This is a genomic window from Paenibacillus sp. Lou8.1, assembly GCF_024213565.1.
GTDB lineage: Bacteria > Bacillota > Bacilli > Paenibacillales > Paenibacillaceae > Paenibacillus > Paenibacillus polymyxa_B.
The window spans coordinates 294,544-320,857 of the sequence record NZ_JANAVN010000004.1 but is presented as its reverse complement, the minus strand read 5'-3'; the positions used below and the strand labels follow the sequence as shown (position 1 = coordinate 320,857).

32 protein-coding genes are annotated in these 26,314 nt (G+C 47.0%); all 32 read left to right on the top strand.

All coding sequences use genetic code 11. The features are described 5' to 3' along the window. The first annotated feature begins 41 nt into the window (after positions 1 to 41). The 32 genes from NLX78_RS07840 to NLX78_RS07685 all read left to right on the top strand — a co-directional run bounded on the left by NLX78_RS07840 (position 42) and on the right by NLX78_RS07685 (position 26,193). Entirely contained in the window at positions 42 to 908 is an 867-nt protein-coding gene (locus NLX78_RS07840) for a phage terminase small subunit-related protein (protein ID WP_254350074.1), read from the top strand. Continuing rightward, the gene (locus NLX78_RS07835; protein WP_254350073.1) at positions 902 to 2,590 is read left to right on the top strand and encodes a terminase large subunit; all 1,689 of its coding nucleotides are present in this window, start codon (positions 902 to 904) and stop codon (positions 2,588 to 2,590) included. The genes NLX78_RS07840 and NLX78_RS07835 overlap by 7 nt, the downstream gene beginning before the upstream one ends. Positions 2,591 to 2,593: 3 nt before the next feature. Then, on the top strand, positions 2,594 to 4,090 hold the full coding sequence (locus tag NLX78_RS07830; protein ID WP_254350072.1) for a phage portal protein: 1,497 nt from the start codon (positions 2,594 to 2,596) through the stop codon (positions 4,088 to 4,090). After that, positions 4,083 to 4,913 (top strand): phage minor head protein, encoded by an 831-nt coding sequence (locus NLX78_RS07825; protein ID WP_254350071.1) that lies wholly within the window; start codon positions 4,083 to 4,085, stop codon positions 4,911 to 4,913. The genes NLX78_RS07830 and NLX78_RS07825 overlap by 8 nt, the downstream gene beginning before the upstream one ends. Positions 4,914 to 4,938: 25 nt before the next feature. Further along, the gene (locus NLX78_RS07820) at positions 4,939 to 6,177 is read left to right on the top strand and encodes an XkdF-like putative serine protease domain-containing protein (RefSeq protein WP_254350070.1); all 1,239 of its coding nucleotides are present in this window, start codon (positions 4,939 to 4,941) and stop codon (positions 6,175 to 6,177) included. Positions 6,178 to 6,195: 18 nt separating this feature from the next. Then, on the top strand, positions 6,196 to 7,128 hold the full coding sequence (locus tag NLX78_RS07815) for a phage major capsid protein, P2 family (RefSeq protein ID WP_254350069.1): 933 nt from the start codon (positions 6,196 to 6,198) through the stop codon (positions 7,126 to 7,128). After that, positions 7,128 to 7,490, top strand: coding sequence for a Rho termination factor N-terminal domain-containing protein (locus NLX78_RS07810; RefSeq protein ID WP_254350068.1), 363 nt, complete (start codon positions 7,128 to 7,130; stop codon positions 7,488 to 7,490). Before NLX78_RS07815 ends, NLX78_RS07810 begins: the two co-directional genes overlap by 1 nt. Continuing rightward, positions 7,459 to 7,845: a DUF3199 family protein gene (locus NLX78_RS07805; protein WP_254350067.1), complete on the top strand. Its 387-nt coding sequence runs from the start codon at positions 7,459 to 7,461 to the stop codon at positions 7,843 to 7,845. Before NLX78_RS07810 ends, NLX78_RS07805 begins: the two co-directional genes overlap by 32 nt. Continuing rightward, the gene (locus NLX78_RS07800) at positions 7,842 to 8,168 is read left to right on the top strand and encodes a hypothetical protein (protein ID WP_254350066.1); all 327 of its coding nucleotides are present in this window, start codon (positions 7,842 to 7,844) and stop codon (positions 8,166 to 8,168) included. The genes NLX78_RS07805 and NLX78_RS07800 overlap by 4 nt, the downstream gene beginning before the upstream one ends. Further along, positions 8,155 to 8,349, top strand: a complete 195-nt coding sequence (locus NLX78_RS07795) for a hypothetical protein (RefSeq protein ID WP_254350065.1) — start codon at positions 8,155 to 8,157, stop codon at positions 8,347 to 8,349. Before NLX78_RS07800 ends, NLX78_RS07795 begins: the two co-directional genes overlap by 14 nt. A 40-nt stretch (positions 8,350 to 8,389) precedes the next feature. Further along, positions 8,390 to 8,650, top strand: a complete 261-nt coding sequence (locus tag NLX78_RS07790; protein WP_254350064.1) for a hypothetical protein — start codon at positions 8,390 to 8,392, stop codon at positions 8,648 to 8,650. Continuing rightward, complete coding sequence (locus NLX78_RS07785) at positions 8,650 to 9,159, top strand: hypothetical protein (protein ID WP_254350063.1); 510 nt, start codon at positions 8,650 to 8,652, stop codon at positions 9,157 to 9,159. Before NLX78_RS07790 ends, NLX78_RS07785 begins: the two co-directional genes overlap by 1 nt. A 122-nt stretch (positions 9,160 to 9,281) precedes the next feature. Continuing rightward, the gene (locus NLX78_RS07780; protein ID WP_014599839.1) at positions 9,282 to 9,515 is read left to right on the top strand and encodes a hypothetical protein; all 234 of its coding nucleotides are present in this window, start codon (positions 9,282 to 9,284) and stop codon (positions 9,513 to 9,515) included. Between the two features lie 72 nt (positions 9,516 to 9,587). Next, positions 9,588 to 9,875, top strand: a complete 288-nt coding sequence (locus NLX78_RS07775) for a hypothetical protein (protein ID WP_254350062.1) — start codon at positions 9,588 to 9,590, stop codon at positions 9,873 to 9,875. Further along, complete coding sequence (locus NLX78_RS07770; protein WP_254350061.1) at positions 9,856 to 11,208, top strand: phage tail sheath subtilisin-like domain-containing protein; 1,353 nt, start codon at positions 9,856 to 9,858, stop codon at positions 11,206 to 11,208. Before NLX78_RS07775 ends, NLX78_RS07770 begins: the two co-directional genes overlap by 20 nt. A gap of 3 nt (positions 11,209 to 11,211) precedes the next feature. Further along, entirely contained in the window at positions 11,212 to 11,658 is a 447-nt protein-coding gene (locus NLX78_RS07765) for a phage tail tube protein (protein ID WP_013372007.1), read from the top strand. A gap of 63 nt (positions 11,659 to 11,721) precedes the next feature. After that, positions 11,722 to 12,141 carry a hypothetical protein gene (locus NLX78_RS07760; protein WP_068941160.1) on the top strand — a complete coding sequence of 140 codons (420 nt, stop codon included), beginning with the start codon at positions 11,722 to 11,724 and terminating at the stop codon, positions 12,139 to 12,141. A gap of 158 nt (positions 12,142 to 12,299) precedes the next feature. Continuing rightward, positions 12,300 to 15,827 (top strand): tail tape measure protein, encoded by a 3,528-nt coding sequence (locus tag NLX78_RS07755; protein ID WP_254350060.1) that lies wholly within the window; start codon positions 12,300 to 12,302, stop codon positions 15,825 to 15,827. 3 nt (positions 15,828 to 15,830) lie between these two features. Then, positions 15,831 to 16,478, top strand: coding sequence for a hypothetical protein (locus tag NLX78_RS07750; protein ID WP_254350059.1), 648 nt, complete (start codon positions 15,831 to 15,833; stop codon positions 16,476 to 16,478). 6 nt (positions 16,479 to 16,484) lie between these two features. Beyond that, the gene (locus NLX78_RS07745) at positions 16,485 to 17,462 is read left to right on the top strand and encodes a hypothetical protein (RefSeq protein WP_254350058.1); all 978 of its coding nucleotides are present in this window, start codon (positions 16,485 to 16,487) and stop codon (positions 17,460 to 17,462) included. A 1-nt stretch (position 17,463) separates the two neighbouring features. Continuing rightward, positions 17,464 to 17,889 (top strand): hypothetical protein, encoded by a 426-nt coding sequence (locus NLX78_RS07740; protein ID WP_254350057.1) that lies wholly within the window; start codon positions 17,464 to 17,466, stop codon positions 17,887 to 17,889. Next, positions 17,882 to 18,325, top strand: a complete 444-nt coding sequence (locus NLX78_RS07735; protein WP_254350056.1) for a DUF2634 domain-containing protein — start codon at positions 17,882 to 17,884, stop codon at positions 18,323 to 18,325. Before NLX78_RS07740 ends, NLX78_RS07735 begins: the two co-directional genes overlap by 8 nt. Then, positions 18,322 to 19,146 carry a baseplate J/gp47 family protein gene (locus tag NLX78_RS07730; protein WP_254350055.1) on the top strand — a complete coding sequence of 275 codons (825 nt, stop codon included), beginning with the start codon at positions 18,322 to 18,324 and terminating at the stop codon, positions 19,144 to 19,146. The genes NLX78_RS07735 and NLX78_RS07730 overlap by 4 nt, the downstream gene beginning before the upstream one ends. Then, the gene (locus NLX78_RS07725; protein ID WP_254350054.1) at positions 19,143 to 19,895 is read left to right on the top strand and encodes a putative phage tail protein; all 753 of its coding nucleotides are present in this window, start codon (positions 19,143 to 19,145) and stop codon (positions 19,893 to 19,895) included. Before NLX78_RS07730 ends, NLX78_RS07725 begins: the two co-directional genes overlap by 4 nt. A gap of 9 nt (positions 19,896 to 19,904) precedes the next feature. Then, positions 19,905 to 20,294, top strand: a complete 390-nt coding sequence (locus NLX78_RS07720; protein WP_254350053.1) for a phage tail-collar fiber domain-containing protein — start codon at positions 19,905 to 19,907, stop codon at positions 20,292 to 20,294. A 14-nt stretch (positions 20,295 to 20,308) separates the two neighbouring features. Further along, positions 20,309 to 21,463: a phage tail protein gene (locus NLX78_RS07715; protein ID WP_254350052.1), complete on the top strand. Its 1,155-nt coding sequence runs from the start codon at positions 20,309 to 20,311 to the stop codon at positions 21,461 to 21,463. 18 nt (positions 21,464 to 21,481) lie between these two features. After that, positions 21,482 to 21,856 (top strand): hypothetical protein, encoded by a 375-nt coding sequence (locus tag NLX78_RS07710; RefSeq protein ID WP_254350051.1) that lies wholly within the window; start codon positions 21,482 to 21,484, stop codon positions 21,854 to 21,856. A gap of 229 nt (positions 21,857 to 22,085) precedes the next feature. Next, entirely contained in the window at positions 22,086 to 22,574 is a 489-nt protein-coding gene (locus NLX78_RS07705) for a phage holin family protein (protein WP_254350050.1), read from the top strand. Then, complete coding sequence (locus NLX78_RS07700) at positions 22,531 to 23,292, top strand: M15 family metallopeptidase (RefSeq protein ID WP_254350049.1); 762 nt, start codon at positions 22,531 to 22,533, stop codon at positions 23,290 to 23,292. The genes NLX78_RS07705 and NLX78_RS07700 overlap by 44 nt, the downstream gene beginning before the upstream one ends. Further along, positions 23,292 to 23,507: a hypothetical protein gene (locus tag NLX78_RS07695; RefSeq protein WP_241113319.1), complete on the top strand. Its 216-nt coding sequence runs from the start codon at positions 23,292 to 23,294 to the stop codon at positions 23,505 to 23,507. The genes NLX78_RS07700 and NLX78_RS07695 overlap by 1 nt, the downstream gene beginning before the upstream one ends. Before the next feature lie 280 nt (positions 23,508 to 23,787). Then, positions 23,788 to 25,671: a hypothetical protein gene (locus tag NLX78_RS07690; RefSeq protein ID WP_254350048.1), complete on the top strand. Its 1,884-nt coding sequence runs from the start codon at positions 23,788 to 23,790 to the stop codon at positions 25,669 to 25,671. A gap of 66 nt (positions 25,672 to 25,737) precedes the next feature. After that, entirely contained in the window at positions 25,738 to 26,193 is a 456-nt protein-coding gene (locus tag NLX78_RS07685; RefSeq protein WP_254350047.1) for a Panacea domain-containing protein, read from the top strand. Positions 26,194 to 26,314 lie beyond the last annotated feature (121 nt).

The following is a 26,314-nucleotide window of genomic DNA, read 5'->3' as shown; positions in this document are numbered from 1 at the left end:
AATTTATTGTTGATTACTAATTAGGAGGTGGTGGTGATGTAATGGCAAGAGAGCGAAGTCCCGAGCGGGACAAGGCAAAACAGATGTGGCTGGAGAGCGGCGGAGCGATGAAGCTAAAAGACATCGCCGCCGCTCTTTCTGTTGGCGAGACTCAGGTCCGGAAATGGAAGTCACAGGACAAATGGGCAGACGATCTCAATAGTAACGTTACCAATGAATCCAAAAGTAACGTTACTAAACGAGGAGCGCCCAAAGGGAACAAAAACGCTGTCGGCAATCGTGGCGGTGCTCCCCCAGGTAACCAAAACGCCAAGGGGAATAGTGGTGGGCCGGGCGGTCCCTATCGCAACAAGAAGGCCCTCAAGACAGGGATGTATGAAACTATCTTTCTGGATGCCTTGCAGGAAGACGAGCAAGAGCTGTTTGATCAGATTGATACTTCTCCTTTGGCACAGCTCAACGAACAGCTTATTATGCTATCCATCCAAGAACGAAGACACATGCGCCGGGTCAAGCAGCTTGAAGCTGGCCTGACCGACGAAGAGAAGAAGATCAAGCAGGAGCTGCACCAGCGTAAGGACAAGGTTCCTTATACTAGCCCGAAAACAGGGAAGCAGATCAATCTGTCTGTTGAAACTGAAGGAATGAAGGTCACGGAAATTACGACCGTCACTACTTCCAAGCTGGATAAGATTTTGAAACAGGAAGAAGCATTGGTCAAAACCCGTGACAAGAAGCTTCGGGTTATTAACCTTATTGCCAGCTTGCAGCAAGAGGAAGAAAAGCTGGAGATTGCTCGTGAACGGCTGGAACTGGAGAAATTCAAGACGCGTGGATATGGTGGTTCAGGAGGCGATGAAGGCGGCGAAAACGATGATGATGACGATGGGGATGACGACGAATGGTAATTACTCTTGCTAAGGAGCATCGAAAACGAGCCAAGCGGCGGTTAAAGCAGCGCCCTGAAAAGCTGGCTGAACTGAAAGAGGTTCTGGCTGACTTCGAGCAATTCTGCTGGCGCATGCTCAAAATTAAAACCAAGGACGGCCGCATTATGCCGCTCACGCTCAATGATGCCCAACGGGAATTTGTCCGTGAAGTTTTCGAGCAGATTAGGGCGGGCAAAGCGGTTCGAATCATCATCCTCAAGGCCCGTCAGATGGGATTCTCCACCGTCACCGAAGCCGTTATTTATTACCTCACGTCTTTGCAAGAGGCTAAGAATGCTTTTATCGTCGCTCAGGACTCGCACGCATCCGGTAACTTGTATGATATGTTCCGTTTGTACTACGAAAAAGTGCCGGAAATTATCAAACCCATGAGCAAGCGGAATAATACCAAGCGTTTCACCTTCGAGAACCCGTCTGTAAAGTCGTATGAGCACCGCCTGAATCCGGGCCTTAAATCCAAGATAACCGTTCAGTCAGCAGAGAGCCGGGTTCTTGCTCGTTCGGAGACGATTCATTATCTGCATGCTTCGGAGTTGGCTTTCTGGCCAGCGAGTAAAAAGAAGAAGCATATGTTATCCGTCTTTGCGGCTTTATCCAAAGAGCCGGGGACATTGGGCGTTGTGGAATCTACCGCCAACGGCATGGACGATTTTAAGCAGATGTGGGATGCAGCATGTGAGGGTGAGAACGACTTTACGCCCATGTTCTTCGCTTGGTTCCAAATGCCAGACTATCGTAAGCCGGTACCGCCGGACTTTGAGCCTACTCCCGAAGAATTGGAGCTAAAAGCTAAGTACAATTTGGACGACGAACAGCTCCAATGGCGGCGGTTTACGATCCGAAACGATTGTAACGGAGATCCGCGCGTGTTCCGGCAGGAATACCCAGGCGAGCCGTTAGAAGCTTTCCTTTTGTCTGGCGAAGGCATATTCGACAATGAGTACATTCAGAGTTTGCTTGAAGTTTTGGGCAAACCGGGAGCGCGATACGAAATTGACCAAGTAAAAGGGAAAGTGATCCGTGCAGACTCAGGCGAGCTGCGCGTTTTTGTCGCGCCCGAAGAAGGCAAGCGGTACATCATTGGTGCTGATACAGCTAAGGGCAAGACGGGCGGTGACTATGACGCTGCGTATATTCTGGAAGAACGTACAGGGGAAATGTGCGCCATGCTACGCGGCAAGTGGGATACCGACCTTTACGGTAAGAAGCTGGACACGTTGGGCCGTTATTACAACATGGCCTTGCTCGGCGTGGAGAACAATAACACAGGTGAATCAGTGTTAAATACGTTGTTTAATACGTGTCATTATCCGCTTCTTTACTTTGCCAAAAAGGGCGATATGGGGTGGAACACGAACAAGGTAACCCGGCCTGTGATGGTCAGCGACTTCAAGGAAGCTATACGGGATCAACTTTACCCGATCTACTGTCGGGAGTTGTACAAGGAGTGTCTTACTTTTATCGATAACAACGGCAAAGCCGAAGCCGATAGCGGCTGTAACGATGACTGTATAATGGCCTATGCCATCGCATTGCAACTACGGCAGATAGCTGGTAGATGGTTCGACTGGTACGCAAAGAAACAACAAAAACGGGCTGAATCCCGTGATGATTACAACGAGGGAGTGGGGTGGATTTAAGCAATGAGTGAGGGAAATGCACAGTGGTTTCAGATCAGCAAGGCGGACGACGAACGGCATATACCGTCCAGTGCTCAATTGCCGGATTTATTTGACGATCTTTACGATCTTCACGGTCTGTTACCCTTCGCACTCGGCAATGACCCTGCTTCCTGCAAGCTGCTGGTCAAAAACTCCAACATCATACCGCAATGCATAGAGGCATACAAACGCAATATCGCTGGTTATGGTATTGCCCTGGAGTATTTGCCGGGGGAAAACGATAAAACCGCTATAGATGATTGGAACAAGGCGGAGAAGTTTCTCGAAACTTGCAATCTGGAAGACACACCAGACGAGATTATAAGTCAGTTGATCGAAGACTTGGAAAGTACGGGAATGGCTCATGTAGAGGTAGCTTGGCCTGTAGGGTCGGAGTTCCCGACTATCTTCCGGATGAACCCGAAATATATCCGCTGTACGAAGGAAAGTACGAAGGCGACTATCAAGCGCAAGCGGCGTATCAGCTCCACAAAGCAAGTAGAGGAGTTTTCGCAGGAGCTTTACACCCGGCGATATGCGATGAAACGTAATACGTCCGTTGTATGGTTTTGCTTATTTGGTACGGAGGCAGAGGAAGGTAGGGAGGAAAATCAGATCATACCGCTTCGTATCGGTCATGATGGGCCGTATGGTGAGCCAAGATGGTTCGGCAATGCGCCTGGTGTTGTCGGCAGCCGTGAAGCCGAGGAACTAAACGTGTCCTACTTCTCCAATGGTCGTATGCTTTCCATGCTCCTAACCGTTACCAACGGTAAGCTGACAAAGCAGTCAATGGAGTTGCTTAAAAATGTGAAAGGTTCCGACTCACAGGGGGGTATTCTCTATTTGGAGGCAAAAGGGGAAGAGACAGGCGGCCCGATGGACGAAAAGGTTGAAAAGGTGCAGATCAAGTTGGACAAGCTCAATGACCTGTTGCAACAAGACGCGCTCTTTCTCGAATATGGCAAGGAAAAGAAATCCAATATTCTGTCTGCCTTCCGGCTGCCTCCAATCTTGGTCGGTCAAAGCTCAGATTACAACAGAGCGACCGCCGATGCAGCTCTACGCTTTGCAGAAGAACAGGTTTTTGAGCCATACCGCAAATGGATTATGGCAGAGATATTTAATAAACGCCTGTTCCCGGCTATGGATATATTCCGAGTACGGGCTGTTTTGCGGGGACCGAAGATCATAGACCCTGCGGATCGCAAGGCTATGTTGGACTTTATCGCTGACCGGGGCATTATGCTGGTGCGGGATCTGATTCCGATTGCTGAGGATGTACTCGGCACAACGATTGATGAGACCAAGTTCAGCGAGGAATATCTGGATACGCCGATTGCGCAGCTTGCAGCTAGTCAGCCCGCATTGCTTCAGCCAGAGCCTGACACGGACACAGACGACATGCAAAATCGTATCGCTACAATTGCCAAACGCTTGTTAAAACAGGCTGACAAGGAGGCCGCTTTGCATGTGTGAGTCCTGTTGGGCGCTGATCGCCAAAGCTGACGACGATGAATTTCTGGATAGCCTTGAGCTGAGCTACGTTGAGCGCAAGGTACTTGAAGAACTGTACAAGCAGGGCGAGGATCGCATAACCGAGATTCTGGAGCTTCAAGGTCAAGCCCTTCATGATGCCATTTCAGAACTAAGTGAAGATGCCTTGGGTGATATCGGGGAACTGGGTAAGGTGCTTATAGCTTTGCACACTACGGATGTGTTTGCGGAGCTGTTCGAGCAGGCGGTGCAGGAAGCATTTGAGCCATTGTTTCACTTGGCCGGTGAAACGGAACTGATGGCACTGGACAAGGAAAAGGTATGGAGCACAGGGAACAAGGCTGCTGGCCGTTTTTCCAAAAAGCTCAAGAAGCTGGTACCGGACATGAACAAAGCTTCTACGGATGTGTTGCTGCGTAGCTTCGGCAAAGCCATTGAGGAGGGAGCTACACCTTCAGAGCGGGCTTTGCTTGTACAGGAAGTCAGCGCGCAGGCTGCCAGCGGGGAAGATGGCCCATTTAGTATGCAGCGTGCGCAGCGGGTATCACGTACCATGAGCACCGCAGCGGCCAACGGCGGCAAGCTGGAGGGCTGGAAGAAATCCGAAATTGCTAAGGGGAAGAAATGGCGCGCTGCTGGCGGTACACGTACCCGTAAGAGCCATCGCAAGGCCAATGGTCAGGTGGTCTCGCTCGATGAGCCTTTTAAAGTCGGTGATAGCAAACTGATGTATCCCGGTGATCCGTCTGGGGAGGCAAAGGAAATTGTAAATTGCCGCTGTACGATGCAGTTGGTACTGAATTAATTATGAGGGGAGGTGAAAAGAGAATATGACCTTTAAATTGAAAGATGCAAAGATTACACATATTTCGCTGGTTGATAAAGGAGCCAACGGTGTTCCATTTGCAATCATTAAATCTGCCGGGAAAAATGCCATCCAGAAGCAAGTACAGATTGCGAAGGTTGACGATGCCAAAAGGGTTGTAATCGGCGTGGTATACCAGCCGGACGTGGCTGACGCTCATGGGGATCAGATGGATGCGGAGGAAATTGAGAAGGCCGCCCATCTCTTCATGGAGAAACAGCATACTTACAACATCGACAAGCAACATGACTTAGACACGGACAAAGGCTATGTAGTCGAATCCTATATTGCTCCTTGTGGCATGGAGATCGGTGAACAAACTATTATTAAAGGCTCCTGGGTGGCCGGGGTAAAGGTAACAGATGACGATACTTGGGATGATATTCAGAAAGGCGAGATTACTGGCTTCTCGATGTGGGGTGTCGGTAAGCGGGAAGAGATCGAGGAAGACGGGGAGGTATCTAAAGGGCTCTTGAGTAAAATCGTTAAGGCGCTCGGTGCAATGGGATTGATTGAGAAAGGCGCAGTCGCTGACAAATACAATAAGAACCGTAAGAATCGCGAATTTTGGGCTGCTCAGGATGCCTTGAATGCGGTTCTTTTTCGTTGGGATAGTTGGGAGAGCGGCATGGAGAGCGACCCTGAAGTAATTCGGGAAGCCCTTCAGCACTTTGTGGACATCGCTCAGGAAGTGCTCGTTCAAGAGGATATTGTAAAGGCAATCGGTAGCCCACCTGAACAGATTGCTAAAGCAGGGAAAAAGATTTCTGCCGGCAACCTGAAGCACATTGATGATGCTATTGCTGCACTGACCGAATTAAAAACAAAAACCGACCCTGAAAAAGATGAGGGGTCCGAGGAGGAAGACGATTTGAACGCTGAAGATATTGCAAAGGCTGTACAGGCTGCCGTGGCTCCAATCGCCAAGCAGGTAGAAACCCTGTCGACGCAAGTTACTGAATTGAAGAAACAAGAAGGGGCAGAGCCTGAACAGCCAGCGGGAACACAACCACCTGCTGAACCTCAAGCAAACGCGCTGACTGATGCGATTACTAAGGCACTGGCGCCGTTGACCGAGCAAGTTCAAGCGTTGGCTACTGATGTACAAGTTGTAAAGAACAGCCGTGGTGGTTCCGCTCAAGGTGGCTCTGGAGAAGACGAAATTCAAAAATCTGGCGGCGTAAGCTTCGGTGGCCTTCTGTAATCGAAAGGGGAGATAAACATGAGAACAAACGGACAAATTATTAAGTCTACCATCACGACTACGTCGGACCAAACAGCCCTGAACTATGAGCAGGTGGACAAGTTTACCGAAATGGCTTATGAATCTACGGAGTTTCTAAAGGGGATTCGAACGGTTAACAAGATCAGCTCTAAAGGTACAATTGACAAAATCGGTGTGACTGGCCGTAACCTGCGCAGTAAAGTGGAAAATAAGGAGGCTACCAATACGGCTGCACCTACTTTTCCTCAAGTGCCATACGCTGTAGCTCCTGTGGTCTTGCCGTTTGAAATCACGGAGGAATTTATCCGTCAGACTGAACGTGTACGTGGTCAGAATGCCGAGGAAATCATCATGGCTGCCATGACCAAAAATTACGGTGAAAACATGCAAGATATTGGCTTTAATGGCGATATTGCGACACCAAGCACCGACCCGGATTATGCCTTTTTGAGTATTAATGACGGATGGCTCAAGCTGGCGAAGACCAAGGGCAACTTCATTGACTGGACCACGCTTCCTGATGTGAAGAAAAAAGGCGTCTTCTTCGAGATCGAGCGTGCAATCCCTACTCGCTTGCGTACAGGTGGCACGTTCAAATATTTCATGCACCCAAACACATTTAGTGAGCGTATTCAGGCACTGGCTGAGAAAGACACCAGTGCATCTATTCAGTTGCAAATTACTGGTGGTGTGAAGAAGATTAATGCTTACGATGTGGTCGAAGTCGCACATATGCCAGAGGGTGCCGTGTTGTTCACTTATCACGATAACTTTGCGTTGGTTAACACCTATGACATGCAGATTCGTAAAACTACCGAGGGCAGAGAGGCCATCTATGCAGACAAGCGTTTCTACGCTATCCATTCGGATTATGACTCTATCTTTGAGGAACCGGGGGCAGTTGCATACGTCGAAGGGGTGGAATTTTAATGGCCTATATCACATATCGAGGAGAAAACACTTCTTTGATGCTTTATGGTATCCGCTTTGTACCAAAGGTGCCGGTACTGGTTGATAATGAATCTGTCATTAAAAATTTTCGTGAACGCTCGGATTTTGATATCAAGGAAGAAAAGGTTATTCCGCTGGAAGACCTTACGTTGATCCAGCTTAAAGATAAGGCTAAGGCTGCCGGGATTAAGGGATTTAGCAACATGAATACACAGGATCTGATCACTGCGCTACGCGGTGGAGGTAAACCTACCGACAATACGCCACCTGCAGGTGATCCGGCGAAACCTGAAGGGGCTGACGGTAAAAATGCTGACGCCAACAATACTCCAACAGCGTAGCCGCGTAACCCCGATCCAAGAGGCATCGGCAGAGCTGCTACAGCAATACATTGACGACGCACAAGTGCGCATTGAGCTGTACTTGCCCGTTCCCTTCCCTGATCCAGTAGACAAGCAGATTATGCTTGCCTGGGTCAAGTTGGCTGAGGGACTAGCCCTACAAGACAGTGAGGAATATCTTGCATCTGTGGCGCGTAATTACGCGTCCGAGAGTGATGGAGCTTGGACGTACACCCGCCAGGCTGTAGAAGGCAAGACAACGGGTAATCCCGATGTGGACGCTATCCTGTTTCTGTGGGCGAAAAAGCAACAGGCGGGACCGGATGATGGAAACATCACGGCTTATTTGTTATGAACCATCGTTTTCACACGCCACTGTCTGTGTATCGGACAGAGAGCAAAAGGGATGATGACGACCTGTTCGATGATCGGAAATCCGGCAAAGTTGCTGATCTGAAATGCTTTGTCGTGAAAACACAGACGGAAGCGAAAGCAGATTCTAAGCCGGTAATGTACATCGTCAAAAAGACAATAGGTACTCCGAAACAGGCTGACGTTAAACTCAGCGACGAAGTGGTGCTGCTAGGCCGCCGATACCTGGTGATCGACTCCATTCCGCGTCGTTACTGGCGCGAGCTGCTTGTAACATGTGAGGTGAAGGGAAATGACCGTGCATGATTTTGATGGGCTGGCCCGACGTTTTAGGCGCATTGCAGATGAGGGGATGGAACGCATTTTACGTAACATCGCAGAGGCAGCCGGGGAAACGCTGCTCAACCTGATCATTGATGAAATCGACCGACAGGATCTGATCGACACCGGGGCCATGTGGCAGTCCTTTTCCCGTTTGCGACGATAACAACGTGTGGGAGTGGGATGTAGACCGCAACGCGATCACGTTGGAGCTTGGCTCCAATCTTCCCTATGCCCAGCTTGTGAATGATGGTTACACCATTGAGAAGAAACATTTTGTGCCGGGTTACTGGAATGGTGGCGGCTCATTTGTCTACGATCCGTCTGCGAAAACTGGGTTCATGGCAAAGCCGCGCAGCTTCATAGGTCGCCACTACTTTGATATTGCCGTGGAGCACCTTGAGGGAGGAATGAACCAACTCATCGTGCGGCGGTTAGAGGTTGAACTGGAAAGGATGTTGCGCTGATGATGGATGTTGGTTTAAAAGCCTGGGCCGAAATCGTGCGACGGGTGTATCCTGAGCTTTCTATCTTGCGAGATCGGTCTAAATGGCTGGCTGGTGATTTTAAGCTGCCTGCCGTGTTTATCGAGACGGATCTTGTTTCGGACAAGGTTCATACGCCGCGAGCTGATCGGATCATTGAAGATGTGGGGCTGGTGTTCCACTATGACAAGGAACGAGCGGACGAGCAGGACGAGGGGGAGCCTATACCGCTTGATCTTGACCCGTTTTTCCTCTACTTACGGCAGCAGCGGTTTAACGTTGCCTCCAAGCGTTTTGGGATTGTGCTGGTTATCGAGCCGCCACGCACCCGTTCGGAAAAGGATCGGATCGAAATCACCTTCCGGTACTCTTACCTACTCAGGGTAGAGAAGCAGCCAGTTGAAAAGATCAACGATTTTTATATAGAGACTTCAACAACTGATCAGAGTGCTAGTCTTGTCCAAACGAAACCAATCAACCAAATAAATTAAGGTGATAGCAATGAGCACAGCATTTAATTCCTCTAATATCTTGAAACCCTTTGATATGTGAATCGTATGTTTTGTGGTACATATATGGGGAATTCAGGAATTGTTGTGAGGAGGATACCGTATTGAAAAAGAGCACAAAATGGGTGTTGTGGCTTTTAGGTTTAATCTTTGGTGGTATTGTTTTAAACTTTTATTTGAATTTTTTCTCAGTCGCCTATGCACTGATAGGTCTACTTCTAGCTTTCTTTTCTGGTTGGGGTGCTGTTGTCAAACTGAAAAATGATGTTAATCAATACGAGGATCACTATAAGAGACAATCCTACGTTGAAGATGACATCGAGAAATATACAAAATAGTTTGAGTCGTTTAAGAAATGCTGCGTATTCTCTAGCAGTGTTTTCTTATTTTGTAAGAGAGGAGTCGCATTGATGACCATAGAAAAACAAGTTTATTCTGACAAAGATGATCTACAAAGGCGAACCAAACAAGAATGGATTGAGGGCGCAGCAGCCTTGAAGCATGAACGCTTCGAGGTAGCAGGCGCTCTTTTTGATTGCGCTGCGGGCGCCTTGCTTTCGCGGGCAGAAGTGGAGCAAAGACTGGATGCGTATTTGCACCCGGTCAAGGAAGCTCCTGTTGCTGTGCCTGTTAAACCACAGGTACCACAAGTGAAAAAAGTAAAGGAGGAAACGCCAAATGACAATTCAGAGGGATAGGGCCAGCGCGTACATCTCACTGCTAGTAAAGGCACGTTCGCGGGTTGTTCCCACAACAGGCCGCGTTTTGATACCATATCAGGCCGAATGGGGCGCACCGAATCAGGCTGTTGATATGGCCGATGATTCGGAGCGTCTGAAGGAGTCCGGCAAGCTTGTCGATGTACTGGAGCTTGCTGCTGAAAGCGGCGCGACTGTTATCGGCTACCGGGTTACAAACGGGGAAGAGAAGGCTGCATCAGTGGCCGTTGCTGATAGCTACACTATTGAGTCACGTTATCCAGGGACACGAGGCAACGACTTTGAATACATGGTGCGTCCCGCACTTATTGATGAAACCAAAAAGGAAATTGTTATACGCGACACCAAAGGAGTGTATGACACAGAAACGTATCTAGTTGCAGACAAAGCGGCTGCTGTGGAAGCTCTTAAAAAGTCCGCCATGGTTCGTTTCAAGGATACTGGCGCGATTGCTCTTGCAGACGTGGCTTACACCAAATTGGATGGCGGTACAACTGGCACGGCCACATTGGCAGCCACCGACTGGAATCGTGTCTTTAACCGGATATACGGCCTGACGTTTGATACTATTTACCTTTCCGCTACTGACCCGGCTGTACAAGCTGCCGCCAAACAATGGCTGCTGGATCGCCGTGATAAGGGCCATAAGCTGGCGACGTTGGTTATCGCTGGCCCTGCGTCTACAGACGGTGATATCGAGGCCCACAACGCTCGTAGTCGCGCGATGAATGCCCGTTATGTAATTAACTGCTCTCTTGCTGGTGATCACACCAACGGCAAGACCTACACATCCGTCGAATGGGCGGCATGGGTGGCTGGATTGGTTGCGGGTACGCCTGCCAATAAGTCTTTTACAGGTGTCAAAGTCCCTATGACCCTAGCAAAAGTGGACTGGAGCCACAGCGAAGTTTTGAAGGGGCTGGCAGAAGGGACACTGATGGCCACGCGAGATGGGTACGACTACGTTATCGAGCAGGCCATCAACACACTGACCACGTTCGGACCGAATGAACGTGAGGACTTTGGGAAGATTCGCGTTTCCGCTACGATTGACCAGGTCATGAACGATATTTACGAAGCGGGCAAGCGTTGGAAGGCCAAGCTGGATAACGACAAAGAAGGTCGCGGCATGTTTGTTGCTGCGGTCTTGGAGTACCTCAAAATCCGTGCCCAGCAAAAGGCCATTGCGGACAAATTTAGCTTTGCTGAAAACCCTAACAAGACAAGCGAGAATGATTACGCCTATTTTGTACTTGCCGCTAAACCATTGGATGCTATCGAGATTTTCTATATTGATTGGGAGGTGGAATAATAGATGGAACGCGAACTTATTGGACGTAATTTGTCCTTACAGGATGACAACGGTGAGGATATTCACACTGTCAAAGAGGTTGAGGTCAAGCTCACCACGGAGACATTGGATATTGTCAGAGCACGCCGTATGACTAAAACAAAGCAATTGACGGGTTATGAAATCCCGGTCAAAATCGTCATGTCCAAACTGGAATCCCGGCTACGCTACCGTTTGCTGGAGGATTTTAAAGCGGGTAAGACTATGTTTTTGGCACGTATTACGGGCGGATTAGAAGACCGTATTACAGGCAATACGGAGAAAGTATTAATTACTGGTGTCCACATCCACGGAGAAATGGACATCCTGATTGCCAAAATCGACGATAACAACGGCATCGATATTACATTGGAGGGCACGGCGACAGACTTCGATTTTGTCGAAAAGTTCCCGGATTATATGTGGGAGTAAGAGGGCGGTTCATTCGCTCTCTCTTTTATTTCTAAAGAAACATACCAATTGGAGGAACTAAACATGAGTAATCAAGACAAATTAAAGAAATACCTAGCTAAAGCCAATGAAGTACGTAAGGACGACGTTATTACAGTGCAAGCCGATGGCGAGGACTGGTCTGTACAACGCCTGAAAACATTAGACGTACGTCGGTCATATGATCTTGCTTTTGATGAGGATGGTAATTATAAGTCGCCTTATTTTAACGAAATCGACGTGATGATCGTCAAGGCGACAGAGCATGAGTTTGACTGGAATAACAAAGACCTTCTGAAAGCTTATGGAGCGACCAGCAAATTTGAATTGCCACCACGCATTTTAGACAACACGGACGATTATGCTGCACTCAGCAAGGCTGTGCGTAATTTCAAAGAGACTCAGGAATCGCTTTTGGCTGACGCAAAAAACTCATCCGGCGAGACGGAGAAGCGAGCTGGATAGCTCATTTTTGGGTTAACCAAAAGAAATTGCCCGCCGAAGTCTTGCCGTATGAAGTAGATGAACAGCGTCAGTATTATTTTTGCCTCGCTGCCAGCATGATTGCAGAGGAAGAAATGGCACGCTTGAATCGGAAGTAGTCACGTCAGAACAGGAAGGGGGTGGGAACAATAGCAACTACATCAGTTACGGTACCGTTTAAGGCAAGGGATATGATAACCGGAGCTGTCCGAAATATGCGGCGTATGCTTCAGGGGGCGCATGACGACTTAATGAATTTTCGTCGGGCATCGGGCAGCATGTTTGATGATTTTGTGTCCGGTAGCCGACGAGCGAGGGAATCTGCCGACGATTTGGGCCGAAGAATTGGCGGTGCTTCAGACGAAGTACGGCGTATGAATCAGATCCAACTCGATGATATTTTTCGTCGTGCGCGTGCTGGAGCTGATGATCTTCGGCGTTCCGCTGACAGGGCAGATTCGGAAATACGCAGTATCCGGGACGCTCATGTGAAATTGCGTGCTGAGGATGCCATAAGTCCAGTTGTCGACAATATCTCTGACAAGATTTCTGCTTTGGCAGCATTAGCGGGGGGAATCATGCTCGGTAGCGGCGTGGGTGACTCTATGTTTGGGGGCGTGTCCGATTACAGCCGTGAGGCGGCGCGAAGTGCGGCTTACATGCCAGAAAACTTTCGTCAGCAGAGCCTTAGTACGGTAGATGACTTGGTTAGAAAGGCCATTATTCCAGATCGAGTAGAAGGCACTCGACAACTTGCTGATGCAGCTCCTTTAGTACAGGACAAATCCAAGATGAGTGACTTCGTAAGTGCGTCTGCTAAGATCCAGTACATCCGCCCAGATGCCGGAGCTGAGGAAGTACAGCGGGCGCTGTCTCAAGCGTCGAACAGTTTTAAAGAATCCTACAGTCAAGTGGCCGATAGCATGATGTATGCCTATAAGGAGGTAGGCGACAAACAACAGGATTTATTTGATACGTTTTGGGAATACAGTCCGTATTTTGCGAGTTCCGGAACCGACTCAGCGCAGATGTCAAACTACTTTACTAAGACGGTTAAAGAAGGTGCATTTAACTTTGATAAGCCTGCGGACTTTTTCAAAGAGACGTTTGGGGTAAAGGCGTTGAATACCGGTGACATGGCGAATTACTTTATCAGTCGCGGAGCAGGCAAGGATGAGGCACAACGTCAAGCCCAATCATTTACTACTGATATTAATTCAGGGAACAAGCAGCAAGCACAGGGAGCCATTATGGCTCTGGTAGCAGATTTAAGAAGCCAGACACGTGACCAGTTAAAGCAGTCGCTTGTTACTTTGGGCTCTGGCGCAGCAGAAGATAATGCTGATTCGATTCTCAAAACATATGGGACGCCTTTTGAGAAGGCACCAGATATGCGAGGGACGACGGATAATCTGGTTCACAAGCAACAAGCGGCAGACCCAATGACTGAGTTAAACCAAACTCGCGCTGAAATTAGTCTGGAGATGCAAAATGTTGGCATGAACATCACAACCGCTGCGCTCCCAGCATTGAAGGAATTTAATGCTTTGCTGATTGAAAATAAGGATAATATTCAAGCTCTTGGTACTGGTATAACAAGTGCAATTACGGGAGCTATCGGTGTCTACAAAGAACATTTCAGGGCTATAAATACCGCTCTGATCGGGCTGGCAGCCGTGCTAGTTTTAAAAGGTGTTGCGTCCTTCGCCAAGGGAGTTAAGCAACTTAATGATGACTTATCAACCGCTGCTAAATGGGTAGGAGAGAAGGGAAAGGCAGGGGCAAATGCGACAGGCAGGGGAGTCAAAGCCGGTTGGAATTGGATTCGACGGAAACCTCCTGAACCTCCAGCTCCACCACCCGAGGAAACACCAGCCCAACGTGCTGCCCGGATACGGGAACGAATGGGTGGGCGCGGTGTCAGACGACAGTTGTCTGGGAACCGTAACCCTGCCGATGATCGTCTTGGCGGTTTGCGATCTGTTACATCTATGACCGTTAATGCTACCAAAGTTTATATAAATGGCTCTGTGTCGGGTGGTGGAGACGGCGGGGCAGATGATGGCGGTGGCGATAGTGGTGATCGTGACAGAGATCGCCGCCGTAGACGAAACCGTCGTGGAGGGCGTAGAGGGGCGGGAGGCGGTAGACGTCGCATACGTATTAATGGACCTCGTCCTACTCCACCAAATCCACCTAACCCGAACCCAAGCCCCAGGGGATCGCGTGATAATCCATATCGTGTCCGTCGTCCTGTTCCTCCAAATCCACCGCCACCACCGAGTCCGCCTTCTGGCGGTGGCCGTCTGAGAGGTTTCCTGAAAGGAGCAGGTAAAGCGGCTAAAGTTGGCGGTATTGTTGGGACAGTCGCAAGCGTGGCCGCGGGTGCTTACGATCTATACCAGGCATCTAAGGAAAAGGGCCTGCGCGAGGCTGTATCTACTCAGGGCGGTGCTATGGTTGGCGGTGTAGCTGGCGGTGCTATTGGCGGTGCTTTTGGGTCTGTTCTTGGTCCGCTTGGCACAATGGCCGGTGCATACATCGGAAACGTCGTCGGTGAAAAGATTGGGAAATTTGCGGATGAGAGTGGCGCTACTCGTTGGGTAGTAGATAAGGCAGTTGGAGTCTTTGATTCAGTAAAAGACACTTGGGGCGGTGTTAAAGACTGGTTCACAGGCAAGAAGGAAGAGAAGCCCGGCCCCCCTCCTGAAGCCAAAATTACGATCAACAATCTGACTGAGCAGAAGCAGAAGCGTCTTCAACAGATTGGCGACGATGTGCGCAAAAGCATAGTCGATAAAGGTCTTAAAGAGGGACTAAAAACTGTTGCTGAACAACCAGAAGTCAAGCAACGCCTTAATGCGCTTAAAAATACATTCGGCGCTGTTTGGAAGATGGGTGACAGTAGCAAGGCTCAGAAAGATGTCAAGGCCGTAGGAACCGCTACAAAGAGCAGCGCTGATGAAGTAGCCAAGGGCGCAGCCAAGACCAAACAAGCTTATCAAGTGGTCGGAAATGCAGCCAAGACGGCTGCTGAAAAAGCGAAGCAATATCTGCTCTCTCTTAAAAGCGTGTCGGGCCAAGGCAATAGCTGGGGTAGCGATCTTATTTCCCGTTTTGTTGCCGGGATGCGTAGCCAGTTCCCGACACTTTCCTCTGTAGTCAGTAGTGTTGCTGTAGTCCTTAAAAAGATGAAGGACGTGAAAGACAGTAACTCTGGCGGAGGCGGTACTACACCGAAACCCAAGCCACGTCCATATGCTCAAGGTGGTTATATTACCCGTCCGCATGTTGGATTAGTTGGTGAAGCTGGGCCGGAGATGATTATTCCGTTATCGGCCAGCCGACGAGGTCGTGGCCGCGAGCTGTGGGAACGTGCTGGAATAATCATGGGTGTACGTCCTTATGCCAACGGAGGACAAGTCGGCCGGCCAAGCTTGATTGGTACGGCTAGCATGATGCCAATGGCTCAGACGCTTGCTCAGCCTGCCCCTGTCGCGCCGAAGTCTGTTTCAATAGGTAACATCAATATTGATTTCGGAGAGATGGCAAAGGGCATTAGTAATTTTGCCGAGTTCGCACAGATGCTCACCAGCCCTCAAGGTCGTGCGTTGATCCGTAAAGTGTTCGGTGAAGAAATGATGAAAGTATTGGAGAATGGAGGATAAGCGATGCTGGCACTATCGCAAGGCAAGATCCGTCTTACCTTTCCGATCACCCCGGCAGAGATTCAAATAACCGGAGGCAATGAAATTGAAACTTTCACTGTCATAACTGGTCAGGAACGCACAGGGAAACCCATTTCCAAGGTGAAACGGGTTTCTTTTTCTGTCATTCTTCCGCGCTATTGGGAGGAAATTTGGGAGACGGATAGCAAGCAAACAGTGACTTATAAGACGCCGGAAGTGACGTGGAAGCTGCTGGAGCAATGGAAGGGAAAACCGGTGGTTTTGAATTTTGAGAACCTGTTTAGCCAAACGATGCTATTTGAAGGCATGGACCAGACTTATAAGGACGGTCAGGCCAATCTACATGTGACGTACTCTTTTGTAGAGTATAAGCCTGTTAAAATCGTCTCTTACTCCAACTCCAAGCAAGTTCTCAAGCCAGGTACGGTTATTACCAAATCGTCCAAAAGCCGCCCAAATACTACGGGCAAAAAGGACAAAAAGAACGATAAGAAAAAAGATGATAAAAAAGAGAAGGCAAAGGAAACAAGCAAAAAGGCCAAGGAGGACCCGAACGCTAGGGGCGCTTTTGACTATACCGGTTCCAAAAAGCGAATATCAGACAAGGTTTCCAAGGCGAAAGGGAAGTGATGCATTATGGACGGCTTTGCGGTTGTATATGGGAAGGAAAACGCCCGGCAGATGCTAACGGATGGCATCGAGGAAGTGTCCTGGTCTTCCGGGCGGGATGAGATTGCCCGCAGTGCTACGGTGCGACTTCGTAACGCGATCAACATCAAGGTAGCCGGTATGCTGATGTGCTTTTCGCAAAAGGTCGGTGGTGCTCTTTATCATCACAAAAACCAATTTTTTCACGGACCTATTATTAAATACGAGCAGGACGAACTTACAAACGCTTGGGAAATTGAGGCGCGGGAGATCGGCTGGTATTTGAGCAAGAACAAGGGTACGAGGCCATACCTTAAAGGCGAGGCTGGAGCGGAGCTGCAACGATACATCAAGAGCACGGGCATTGACTTTCGTTGCCCTGCTCTCGGCTTTAATTTGGACGAGCGTTATGGAACGATGGCTCATTCGGAAATTGTGCTAGACGTATTGCAAAAGGCATATGAGCGTAGCGGCTACCGTTATTATGTAGACCTTGTAAGGACGGAAAAGAGCTTTTATCTGCAAGTGATGCGCGAAGGGATCAATACCAAGGTCCCTATTTTTGTTCCCGAGCAGATGACCTCCAGCACAGCAGGATACAGCATCGAGGAAACCTATACAGTCGTAACCGCGCAAAAATGGAAGGATGATAAGATCGCTTCTGCTGTTACTAAAACGGCAGCGGGTGCGGTGAAGGCGATGGGCCGAATGGAAGAGATCATTGAAGTTGGTGAGGATGAAAAGCCAGAGACGATTGCCACGCAGCGGCTCAAAGTTTTGTCTGCTGCCAAACAGATCAAGAAGATTACAGTTCGGCACACGGACCATACGTTATCCGGCTTGCGCTCTGGCTGGCTCGTACTCACCAAGACGGATCATACCTCTAAATGGATTGTCGTTACTGCGGATAGTAGTTATAAAAACGGAACGTACACAGTTACGTTGGAGCTGGAAAGGAGGGAATAGTATGCTTCAAGATGCAGTCAGGAAGCTGCGGGAAATGACCAAAGACCACATCGACGCGCGAGACACAGAGAGAGCCACTCTGCTGAGTTGGCCCGGAAGCCCGTCAATAGAGGTGGATGGTGACCCGGCTCCCTATCCAGCGGACAAGCTAGTCTTTGCTGACTATCTGTTAGACCGGGAAGTCAAAGCCGATTTCATAGCTGCTGAATATTTGGAGGACGATGAAGCCAAAGGCAGCGTTACAGGCGTATTGGCTAACGGTGTGGTATACGAAACAGGGGAGCCATACAAGCAGGCCCCGCGCAGCTCGTTACGTGGCAAGCTGGTTATTCCAAGCCCTTTGCAGGTCGGAGATCGCCTGATTGTCTCCAGGCTGAGCGGGCAGCGGTACTATGTTCACGGGAAGGATGTGGGGGCTGGTGGTTGATGATGAAACGTTATTCCCCGATCTTGATCTTTCCACACTTGACGAGGTGGAGCTGACAGAGACGGTAGCGTCTGAAACCAAATGGACGTATGTTATTGACTATCGCACGCGGCAGATGGCAACCACCGACGACGGGCGTCCCAAAAAAACGGCTACGTATGGTGAATACCTTGTGCAGACGGCGCTAAAAATCCTGAACACCGAGCGATTTCAATATGTGGTGTATGACGCTGATATCGGTGTCGAACGATCTGAATGGGCCAATTGGGAGGACGTTGAAATAAAACGCGACATTGAGGAAGCTTTGGCAGCTCATACGGAAATCTCTCAAGCTGAGGTATTGTCGATGGAGCGGAACGGCCAGAACATGTATTTGCGAATTAAATTAAATGGCTTGGCCGGAGAAACGGAGCTGGAGGAGGCGATTGAATTGTGAATGTGAAATTAACAGACCTTCCTGCACTGCCACCGATGGCAATTTTGGAGGAAACCCCCGAGGAAGTCTACCGCCGATGGGTTAACCGTGCGATTACATTGGCACAGGAAAAAGGCTTACCCCCTCCTCCTACGGATCCGGGAGAATATTTTTATGATCTGTGGTACCCGATAGCTATGGAATATTCCGAACAGCAGGAACTGTTAACGTATGCTTTCCTTCAGGGCTTCCCCATTTGGGCAGATGGCGAATTTCTGGATGGTCACGGCTGGTCGGACGGAATGCCCCGTAAAGCAGGCGAGGACGATGATACGTACCGTATGAGGGTACTTGATCGTAAGTTTACCGAGGATGGTAACGGGCGTCGTAAAGATTACGAAGTTTGGGCAAAGGAACTGGAGGGCGTCGGTGGTGCTGTAGCCGTGGAGAAGGCGCGCAACGACGTGTCTATAGACCTGTATTTGACTGACCTGCAGGGTAAACCAGTCACAGAAGATTTTGCTGCTAAGATTAAGGCGGATATGTGGGAAACCAAGCGGATCGGTGGCCATGATCTTGAAGTGTATCCTGCCCCAGTGTTTACGCTTCGTGCGGAGGCGAAATTAATTACATCCCTCCCGCTTACTGAACTGGTCGAACCAATCAGACAGCGTATTGCTGATTATGCTCTTGGCCGTACAAAGCTTGTCTTTAATTACGTCGGTGCAGCTTTGTTGGTCAAAGGCGTGGAGGATTATGAAAATCTTACGCTTAATGGAACGACTAAAGACGTTGAGGTTCCAGTAACGTCCGTATTACAAATTGAGGTGAACCTGACATGATACCTCTGCGCTATCGGGAAATGCTGCCGCCGCACATGTATGAGATCGACATGGCCGAGCGGCATTTTGGCGTCATGGAGCTGGTCGTAGATGACCGAGAAAAGTCGATTGACGATCTTGGAAATCAATTTGTTTTGAAGACCGCTACCTGGTCATTACCCATTTGGGAATGGATATATTTCCGACAGGAGCAGATTGGGACACTGGAGCAGCGTCGTGATGCGATACGTCGTAAACGTTGGGCCAAGCGGCCTTTTACGCTGTCCACGCTGCGGCTAATCGGTAACAAGTACGGCAAACTGTTGGACGTACAAGAGGATTTCCGAGCCAAACAAATACGTTTTGTTTACTCAGTCGAATCGGATTTGGATGTAAAAAGCTTAATGGAGGACTTTGAATACATTCGGCCCGTTCACATCAACAAGGCTTTACCATCAATTAAAATCGACTTTCATCATGCGCTTCAGATCCACTCCCGTATTCGATTACGTTCGAAAGTTCGCTTTTTCGGTGGGCAGCCTTGGTACTGGGATGGCGTACATCTATTGGATGGTAGTGTGAACTTCTCAGGTTGGGTGGGAGAGCGGCAAAGGTACCGACAAAGGATAGTGATTCGGATGCCGCACCGCGTTCAAAATAAGCAGGATGGCATCGTTAGAGCGCGGCACAATTTTTGGCAGTGGGATGGCAGCGTCTTGATGGATGGCAGCCGCTTGTTGGATGCATCTGAAAAAATCATTGAGGTATAGGAGGTAGCTATGGCAGATCAATTGTTTACTGTCACAACGATGTATGCACGGGAGCAGATGGCCCGGGCGAGGGCGGAAGGCACCGCATTGACTAAAGTTGTAAAGATGGTGTTCGGCAGCGGAGGAGTGGATTCTTCTGGCAATCCTATTCCGCTGGATGGGACGGAGCAGGAGCTGAAGCATGAATTGCTCGTAAAGGACATTTCCAGCTATGAGTTCATAGGCCCGGCAACGATCCGTTATATTTGCTCACTGGCTGAGAATGAGCTGGCAGGCGCAACGATTAACGAGCTGGCCCTGGTGGATTCAGCCGGGAAATTAACCGCGATCCGCACGATGACGAACAAGGTCAAGGACGCAGACATGGAATTCATTTTTGAAGTTGATGACATTTATTGAAAGTGGTGAAACATATGACCTTGCAACAACCTAAACATATTTCAACCAATGATCCGGGACATGCCGATTTATTAAATACTCGCTTTGATACGCTCTATGAAAATGACCAGGCGTTGGACGAGGCTATAAAAAATATAAAGGTAGATGAAGCAACCACTACAGTTAAGGGTATCGTCCGACTCAGCGCAGATTATAAGTCTGCTTCTTCCGTGACTGTACCGAACAGCAAGGCTCTTTCTGATTTGTATGGCATATCGTTTGTCGATAGAGGGAAGCCTTTCTCAGTCGATTGGAATTTTATCATCTTACCCGGAGCTTACAGGATTGATGTTGCAACTTTAAACCCTACTTCGGATCACAGTCCGCCAGGGGCAAATCCTAAAGGTGTTCTTTTTGTAGGATCGGTCAAAGTGGAAGAGGATATGGTAATCGTCCACCTCTATGTCGATGAAACTGGTGGGGTATACAAACGGATTAGAACAGTCGCTGGAGTTTGGGTGCCTTGGGACGGATTAGCAAGCAAGAATCATACACACCTTGCATCGGATCTACCTTCCGCATCAACACAGGCGAGGGGCATTACACAGCTTAATACGTCTACCAACAGCACTGCTACTGATCAGGCAGCCACGCCGAGTGCGGTAAAGGTGGCTAATGACCGAGCAAATGAAGCATACAGCCGGGCAGACCAAGCTTTTACGCAAGCCGTTGATCTTAAAAATAAAATCGTAGGCGCGATCAACGGCAAGGGCGGCAGCGCCAATTCGGATATGAATGGAGATCAGTTAGTAGCAGCAATAGCTAACCTTCCTGTCAAGCGTTTCGCATCTGGCACATTCAACGGTCAAAATGCACAGGCGTCAAGTTGGGGAATGTCCATATCCATGCCTGTTTCTGTTGGAGGTCTTTCTTTCACTCCTTCGAGTGTATTTATAAGAGTTAAACTAACTGAATCGGACGGTTTTCGACATGTAGATGGTTTCGCACGTTGTAGCACCTCAACCCAAGACACCATTTACGGCTGGAGAGGTAACAGCATATACGTGTCTCGTGTGACTCAACAACCTGGTAGATTCAGTGTCACCGTCGAAGGTAGCAAAATTGACGCTTACGCTGGTGGCTCTCCGACATCTAAGATTTGGGCTTATGAGTGGTATGCATTTGAATAAAAGGGAGGAAGATTAGTAATGAAAATCGGGCCAAAGGTTTACTGGAGAAAAACGAGCGGCGAGGTAATTTTTATGACCCCGCAAATTGAATCAGAATCAGCACGCGAGACAACCAAAGAGGATGATATGAGCTTTTACCCGCAACTCAAGGGCTATGATTCGGAACAGCTAGACGTGCTCAAGTTGGAATTTGATCAGTATACGGAAGACTTCACACGAGCAAAGTCCTATATCGTTAACCCGGACACTGGAAAGATGGAATTTTCCTATGTCGATAGTGGTGGCAAGACAGAGCTGGAATACCAAACCCCACTTACAGATCAAGTCAACGAGCTAAAGACGCGCCAGGACAGCACAGAGGCCGCGCTGCTTGCACTTATGGATAAATCTTAATAGAGGGAGGTGAAATAGATGTATTTATTTCTGCTTAACATGTGGACCATGAAAAAAGTTGATGAGCAACGGCTAATTTTATACACGCCGAAGTTCATAACGGAAGATGAGCAAAAATCTATCTTAGCAACACCACAAAATGTTTAGCCAGCGTATCCAATCGGATGCGCTATTTTTATGCCCCCAGTGAGTGGTCGGGGGCTTTATTTTTTCTAAGGGGGAAAAGGTAGTGAGCCAAATAAAAATGTTTGGCAGCACCGTATGGACCGCAATGATTGGCGCATCAGGAAAGGAAGCAGCGGCAGGGGGAATGACCATGCTGATCGGTCTGATAGTCACATTCTTGGGTGGGTGGGATAAACCGCTGCAGGTGCTGCTTACGATGATGGTGTTAGATTATATATTTGGAGTTGCCGTAGCTATTAAAAACAAAAAAATGGACAGCGATGTGATGTTTTGGGGAGGTATCCGCAAGGCTACGGTTCTAATGGTGGTGGGTTTATCTGCACAAATTGATGACTGGTTACAGCCAGATGCGCCTATTTTTAGGATAGCAGCGATTTATTTTTACGCTGGCCGTGAAGGATTGTCACTGGCCGAAAACTTGGGAGCAATGGGCATCCCGCTTCCGTTCAAGCTAAAAAGCTTCCTGAAGCAGCTTAACGAGAAAGGAGATGACAAAGGTGCTGACGCTGGAACAACTAAAGAAAAAATCTGAAAAACGCTTGACCGGACTTGATCCGGTCTTCAAGCTGGTTTTGGACAAGCTTATTGAGCGTTGTTATGCCCGTGGAGTCTGGGTGTTAATTACGCAAGGATTACGGACGTATGCGGAGCAGGATGCTTTGTATGCTCAAGGCCGCACGAAGCCGGGGCAGGTGATCACGAAAGCACGTGGCGGATACAGCAATCATAACTTTGGGTTCGCGGCCGATTTCGCGCTGCTGTTGCGTGACGGTCGTACGGTGTCCTGGGACACGCTGCGCGACGATGATAAGGATTCGCTGCCTGATTGGAGTGAGGTCGTAGAGGAGGCGAAGGGGCTGGGTCTTGAGTGGGGTGGCGACTGGCGCACCTTTAAAGACATGCCCCACCTTCAGATGGTCTTCGGAATCACGACATCTCAATTTAGGGCAGGTAAGCGCCCGAGCCAGACGCAACTTAATGCTGTTCTAGCAAGGGTAAACGAACTTAAAACGGAGGATGAGGAAATGACAGTAGAAGAAAGGGCAGCGTTTAAGGCGCTACAGAAACGAGTGATCGCGCTGGAAGCTGCAAATAAACTCGCGAAAGTACCGGCTTGGGCCGAACAAGCCTGTATCAACGCCAAGGCCGTAGGGGTACTGGACACAGCGAATGACGGCAGTTATGACTTTTACCGACTGGTAACGATCCTTGATCGGGCCGGAATATTCAAGAGGGGAGGTATTGCATAATGACAGATTGGAAGCGTAAATTGTCGAGCCGTAAGTTTTGGGCGTTGCTGGCTGCTTTGCTGACAAGCTTGCTTACTGCTTTTGGAGCCAGTAACGATACAGTTATTCAAGTAACTGGCGTAATCGGTGCGTTCGGCGCGGTTGTTGCTTATATCCTGGCTGAAGCTTATGTGGATGGTAAGTCGGCTGAAACATCAACCACTGACGATCTGTAAATTTACAAGCGTTTGGAATTACGAAACACCCTACTGGCTTCGGCTGGTGGGGATTTTTTTTGTTTTCTTGGTTGTTAAGTAGGGCATTAATTTAACTATATATGCAGTACAGATGTAGGATGGAAACTGGAGGGGGAGGGATTTTTGTCTTGAATAGGAACATTTGTTCCTGTATAATAATAGTATAACATTAGGAAACAAATTATTTAAAGTTGATAGATTCTGGGTCTTATGGGATAATTATTTGGGTAAATAATCCTATTTGACTGGGGTGATAGTAATGTTAAATATCTATTCATTTCTATGGAATCTACTTTTTTGGGGCAAAACTTATATATTTAGGCCATTAGCATTATTTTTCGTATTTTTTCACGATTCTGTTAATTGGATTATAAAAAAAGTTTTTTCTATTCCTACACTCGCGATATTTCTTTTACCAATAATATATATAATATTGTTGGGTTTCGCTCAGGGAATGCATCTAAACGGGATATTAGATATTTTTCATAGTTTTTATACAGTTTTGAACTTTTCTCCTGGTTTGAGTACAGATATTGCTGTAATAAAAACTCTGACTTCTGTTGTTGCATTTGCTATTCCATTGAGCTTGACATTTTTTTATTTTAGTTACAAAGAACAAAAAGCACTGGCTATTAGTAATGCTTCTTTTTCTTATGCTTCTGCCCTCGCATTTGTCTTTACTTGTATCATGGCTGTAGCTTTCGGAACTCATTTATCAGTGGCTCTTAAAACTAAAGCGTCGATGCCAATCGAAAAGTTAGACGCATACTTTTCAGGCACTATTGGTGTATGGCTCATTTTTTGTTTTATGGCTTTTCGACAAGGCATTATAGTTGTAAAGTTGCATATTTCAAATCTACATGTTAAATCTCAAACAGATTATTCAATTAAACAAATAAAAGAAAATTTACATTGTCTTAAATACTCATTTGCCAAATTTCAAAAAAAGATGTACTTCAACAGACTGTATGATAATGTGGAGACGCTTTATCAATTAATGTTTTTGTCAATTGATAAAAGTACTTCTACATATTATGATTATTGTGTTAAAAATTGGAACAAAATTTTAAGTGACATACATGAGAAGCCTGAAAATCAGAAGTATATAAGTGGACCGAGCTTAACTAAGGGAGATGATCTTTATTTAAATTTGTACAAATGCATTTTAAATAACCAGACTAATCTTTTGATAAAGTTGATAAAATCGCATAGGTTCGAGGATGCTAATATCGCTTTTGAAATGTTAGAGAAGCTCGAGTCAAAAAAATCAGCGTATTATACTGCTTTGCACGAGATTGCTATTTTGAGTTTTAAGCTTGATATATTGGACACTATTTTAATCAGATTGAATAATATAATGGAAACGTATAGACATAAAAATGACAGTGTCAATGATGTCAATATTATTTTTAAACAACTTTTAATTATAGCCATAGAAAATAATGATGTTAAATCCTTGTCAAGAATTGTTTATTCCATGTTAAAAAATTTTAAAACAGAGGATATAAGATTGAAAAATGGGAGAATTCCTATTCCTTTTATGGCAACCCCTGAACAAAACATTCAACAAAATGAGTGTATTATTTACATGTTATTTCAGGCTTTAGTAAAAACAATTGAACTTTCCCATTATAGCTGTACTGGGTTTTTAATAAAGTTTATGATCACGAACTTTAAAGGAGATATTATTAAAAGGGTTTATAGTATTGTAATTGATAATTTAATAACTAACAAAAAACAAGAAAGCCCTTATCTTAAAAATAATGTTATTTCTAATGTGGCTGTATCCTTTAATTTCAATTCCACTACAATAAGATATTGTTTTGAAAAGATGTCTTTATTATTATACTGCCAACAAAAATTTGTTTTAAGAAAAGGTATACTAATTAATTTTAATAATACCGTGGAGCCGGTAATAAAGATCTCAGGTATTAAATTTGAAGTAGATTATCTTGTTGAGAAGATTAAAAAGGCTGGGGACAAGTATGGATTATTATTTTTTAGTTCAAAGTTTGTTGATGAGGCAGGAATTGAAAAGGACTTTTTGGAAATTATAAGTGATGATTTGAAGAAAGAGAAGGAGAGATACAAAGAATTTAAACCTAATTCTAAGGAACGAAAAAGAGTACGTAAAGCTAGATGAAAAGTGAAGAATAATTTACTTTCTCAATAACGTATGTTTTAATACACTATAGAAGGGGTGAAAAAAATGGCTAAAATTTTTGATGTTGCAGATTTTTTTATTCAAAAATCACACAGTATAGATATGCCAATCACTCATTTGAAACTTCAAAAACTTTGCTATTATGCTCAAGCTTGGAGTTTGGTATTGAACAATAATAATAGATTGTTTAATGGTGAATTTCAAGCTTGGGTTCATGGACCAGTTAATCCCGAACTATTTAGGAAATATAAAGATTACGGTTGGGATCCAATTGATTGTACATATAATGAACCAGCTTTGGATAAAAGCGAAAAACGTATCATGACTGAGGTATGGGGTGTATATGGTTCATATGATGCGAAGTTTCTCGAAGCATTAACGCATAATGAAGAACCATGGAAGGAAGCAAGAAAGGGACTTCCTGATGACGCTTATTCAAAACAAACCATTAATGAGGATACGATGAGAAGATATTATAGCGATTTGCTGAAGAAGTCGTGATCTAAAAAGTAAAGTATTTATTACGGCCTGTAACACAAAAATAGTGTCATTGAGTATGAAGACATCCTACTGGCATAAGTTAGTAGGATGTCTCTATGTTTGAAGGGATTACCACACAATT

Excerpts from the sequence above, each read along its gene's own strand:
- NLX78_RS07820 (WP_254350070.1), top strand. The coding sequence starts at position 4,939 with ATGACCTTTAAATTGAAAGATGCAAAGATTACACATATTTCGCTGGTT.
- NLX78_RS07750 (WP_254350059.1), top strand. The coding sequence starts at position 15,831 with ATGCTGGCACTATCGCAAGGCAAGATCCGTCTTACCTTTCCGATCACC.
- NLX78_RS07825 (WP_254350071.1), top strand. The coding sequence starts at position 4,083 with ATGTGTGAGTCCTGTTGGGCGCTGATCGCCAAAGCTGACGACGATGAA.
- NLX78_RS07775 (WP_254350062.1), top strand. The coding sequence starts at position 9,588 with ATGACCATAGAAAAACAAGTTTATTCTGACAAAGATGATCTACAAAGG.
- NLX78_RS07770 (WP_254350061.1), top strand. The coding sequence starts at position 9,856 with ATGACAATTCAGAGGGATAGGGCCAGCGCGTACATCTCACTGCTAGTA.
- NLX78_RS07840 (WP_254350074.1), top strand. The coding sequence starts at position 42 with ATGGCAAGAGAGCGAAGTCCCGAGCGGGACAAGGCAAAACAGATGTGG.
- NLX78_RS07685 (WP_254350047.1), top strand. The coding sequence starts at position 25,738 with ATGGCTAAAATTTTTGATGTTGCAGATTTTTTTATTCAAAAATCACAC.
- NLX78_RS07690 (WP_254350048.1), top strand. The coding sequence starts at position 23,788 with ATGTTAAATATCTATTCATTTCTATGGAATCTACTTTTTTGGGGCAAA.
- NLX78_RS07720 (WP_254350053.1), top strand. The coding sequence starts at position 19,905 with ATGGCAGATCAATTGTTTACTGTCACAACGATGTATGCACGGGAGCAG.
- NLX78_RS07805 (WP_254350067.1), top strand. The coding sequence starts at position 7,459 with ATGCTGACGCCAACAATACTCCAACAGCGTAGCCGCGTAACCCCGATC.
- NLX78_RS07715 (WP_254350052.1), top strand. The coding sequence starts at position 20,309 with ATGACCTTGCAACAACCTAAACATATTTCAACCAATGATCCGGGACAT.
- NLX78_RS07740 (WP_254350057.1), top strand. The coding sequence starts at position 17,464 with ATGCTTCAAGATGCAGTCAGGAAGCTGCGGGAAATGACCAAAGACCAC.
- NLX78_RS07745 (WP_254350058.1), top strand. The coding sequence starts at position 16,485 with ATGGACGGCTTTGCGGTTGTATATGGGAAGGAAAACGCCCGGCAGATG.
- NLX78_RS07835 (WP_254350073.1), top strand. The coding sequence starts at position 902 with ATGGTAATTACTCTTGCTAAGGAGCATCGAAAACGAGCCAAGCGGCGG.
- NLX78_RS07800 (WP_254350066.1), top strand. The coding sequence starts at position 7,842 with ATGAACCATCGTTTTCACACGCCACTGTCTGTGTATCGGACAGAGAGC.
- NLX78_RS07700 (WP_254350049.1), top strand. The coding sequence starts at position 22,531 with ATGACAAAGGTGCTGACGCTGGAACAACTAAAGAAAAAATCTGAAAAA.
- NLX78_RS07815 (WP_254350069.1), top strand. The coding sequence starts at position 6,196 with ATGAGAACAAACGGACAAATTATTAAGTCTACCATCACGACTACGTCG.
- NLX78_RS07710 (WP_254350051.1), top strand. The coding sequence starts at position 21,482 with ATGAAAATCGGGCCAAAGGTTTACTGGAGAAAAACGAGCGGCGAGGTA.
- NLX78_RS07760 (WP_068941160.1), top strand. The coding sequence starts at position 11,722 with ATGAGTAATCAAGACAAATTAAAGAAATACCTAGCTAAAGCCAATGAA.
- NLX78_RS07795 (WP_254350065.1), top strand. The coding sequence starts at position 8,155 with ATGACCGTGCATGATTTTGATGGGCTGGCCCGACGTTTTAGGCGCATT.
- NLX78_RS07725 (WP_254350054.1), top strand. The coding sequence starts at position 19,143 with ATGATACCTCTGCGCTATCGGGAAATGCTGCCGCCGCACATGTATGAG.
- NLX78_RS07830 (WP_254350072.1), top strand. The coding sequence starts at position 2,594 with ATGAGTGAGGGAAATGCACAGTGGTTTCAGATCAGCAAGGCGGACGAC.
- NLX78_RS07785 (WP_254350063.1), top strand. The coding sequence starts at position 8,650 with ATGATGGATGTTGGTTTAAAAGCCTGGGCCGAAATCGTGCGACGGGTG.
- NLX78_RS07695 (WP_241113319.1), top strand. The coding sequence starts at position 23,292 with ATGACAGATTGGAAGCGTAAATTGTCGAGCCGTAAGTTTTGGGCGTTG.
- NLX78_RS07810 (WP_254350068.1), top strand. The coding sequence starts at position 7,128 with ATGGCCTATATCACATATCGAGGAGAAAACACTTCTTTGATGCTTTAT.
- NLX78_RS07765 (WP_013372007.1), top strand. The coding sequence starts at position 11,212 with ATGGAACGCGAACTTATTGGACGTAATTTGTCCTTACAGGATGACAAC.